This is a genomic window from Rheinheimera sp., from assembly GCF_036568245.1.
Taxonomy (GTDB): Bacteria; Pseudomonadota; Gammaproteobacteria; order Enterobacterales; family Alteromonadaceae; genus Alishewanella.
Window position 1 is genome coordinate 1 of sequence record NZ_DATCSY010000014.1, and the last position, 2,318, is coordinate 2,318.

The window sequence follows — 2,318 nt, forward strand, 5'->3', positions numbered from 1 at the left end:
GCACCGCATCCAGCATCTGGCGCTGAACTTTCTGCGTTTGCGCTAATGCGCGCTCTGCTTTGGGCCATTCGTCACTGAACAGGGCTCTGGTCGTCTGTTCGTCGTCATGACTGATTGTTTCTGCTATTGATGGGGTTTTAGTCTCTTCAAGCTTTTTGTCCGGATCGGTCAGGACAACCTGTACGCCTTTGCGACGTAACTGCTCTATAGCTGCGGATGTGCGCACCCAGCCGGCATGTTTGACGATGACATCGCCGGTTTGTTGTAACACCTGAACCACATAGCTGCCTGGCTGCAAATCGGCTATGTGTACTTCCTGATATGCCATCTTCCGCCTAACCCTGCCCACTTCACAATCAGCCGCGTAGTATACCTTAATTGGCTTAACTATAAATTAACAACGAGATGATTTGTCATAATACTGCGATAGCACGGTATATACCATAGCATAAAGCCCGCAACAGCGGGCTTTATCATTACACTTGTGGCTGTATCAGCCGATATTGTCAGCTATCGTCATCAGTGACGCATTACCACCCGCCGCTGTAGTGTTAATGGTGATGGTTTTTTCTGTCACCAGACGGTGCAATAACTGCGGCCCGGCCGGAGCTGTGATCAGCGGCAGTATCGCGCCTTCACGTGCTGCCAGCAGTTCGGCAGACAAAGGTTTTACTGCACTGCTGACATCGATCATCGCCCCTGCCAGATCCTGATGCGCCAGCAGAGTCGTCAGGCAGTCCAGCCGCACCACAGACACCAGATGCTGTGGCATGCCGGCTTGCTGCAGCGCTTTGATGCAGGCTTCTGCTTCGGCCATATCAGCATCTTCTACTGCTGTGACCACGGCATTACCTGCTGCCAGCGCAGTAATAATGGCCAGTAACCAGTGGCTGAATGCCGCGGATTCGTCACGCACCAATGCCAGTACACCGCGTGGATCCAGCACCAGTACATTACTTTCTCCGGTTGGGCCGGGCAGGGCTATCGGCTTTTGCAGCTCACGTTCTACCCGCGCCAGCTTTTGCTGGGCCAGGGTTAAGATCTGGTCTAAATCCGGTTCTTGCTTGTTGACGACGGTATTTGATGCCAGTGAAGCCATAAACTGACGCAATACAGAAGTGCGTTGGTTTATCGACTGCAATGCCCATTGCTGCTGCGCACTGATGGCTGCAGGCATAGCATAGGCCACTGCGCTGCTGGTCGTTTCGCTCAGCAGGCGATGACGCTTGGTGTCATCCAGGGGGGCACAGCTGACATCCAGATTGTCTTTAACTAACCGTGTCAGATACAAGGGCCCGCCTGCTTTAGGGCCGGTGCCCGATAAACCACGACCGCCAAATGGCTGCACGCCGACTACAGCACCAATCATATTACGGTTAACGTAAATATTACCGGCTTTGATATCACGGGCGATACGCTGGGTAAACTGTTCAATCCGGCTGTGCACGCCCATCGTCAGGCCGTAGCCTGTCGCATTGATCTGGTTGATAATGTTATCCAGCTCATCTGCTTTAAAGCGGATAATGTGTACCACAGGGCCGAACACTTCGCGCTCCAATACCGTTAAATCAGCGATCTCATATAGCCTTGGCGCAAAGAAATAGTGCCGGTCACCAGAGGGGATTTTGCACTCATAATGCAAGGTGGCTTTGTCGGCCAGATACTGCACATGGCTGGTTAAGCGCTCGTGGGCTTTAGCATCAATCACCGGGCCTAAATCGGTGCTGAGCCATTGTGGATCGCCAACATGCAGTTCGGCCATGGCGCCTTTTAACATGGTAATAATTTTATCTGCCACGTCTTCCTGCAGGAACAATACGCGCAGTGCAGAGCAGCGCTGGCCGGCACTTTGGAAGCCAGATGAAATTACATCGTCTACCACTTGCTCTGGCAGCGCAGTAGAATCAACAATCATACAGTTCTGGCCACCGGTTTCGGCGATTAGCGGCACCGGCTCACCACCACGTTCTGCCAGTTTACGGGCGATCCAGCAACCGGTTTCGGTAGAGCCGGTAAACATTACGCCCTGAATGCGGCTGTCAGGCACAATGTGCTCCCCAACCTGACGTCCCGGTGCAATAACCAGCTGAACGACGTGCTCTGGCATGCCACACTGGCGCATAATATCGACAGTGCGGATTGCAATCAGACTGGTTTGCTCAGCCGGTTTAGCTACCACGGTGTTACCGGCAACAATAGCGGCAGCAACCTGGCCTAAGAAAATCGCCAGTGGGAAGTTCCACGGGCTGATACATAAAAACACGCCACGGGCTTGCTGTGGCTGTGCGAACAACTCTTCGGCACGGGCTGCATAGTAG

The 2,318-nt window shown here is 53.3% G+C and carries 2 protein-coding genes; both read right to left on the reverse strand.

Annotated elements, in window-relative coordinates; translation table 11 throughout:
- Nucleotides 1-328 (reverse strand): DUF3391 domain-containing protein (locus VIN66_RS00570; RefSeq protein ID WP_331922179.1); only part of this gene is annotated, 328 nt, incomplete at its 3' end.
- 165 nt (nucleotides 329-493) lie between these two features.
- Nucleotides 494-2,318 (reverse strand): L-glutamate gamma-semialdehyde dehydrogenase (locus VIN66_RS00575; protein WP_331922180.1); only part of this gene is annotated, 1,825 nt, incomplete at its 5' end.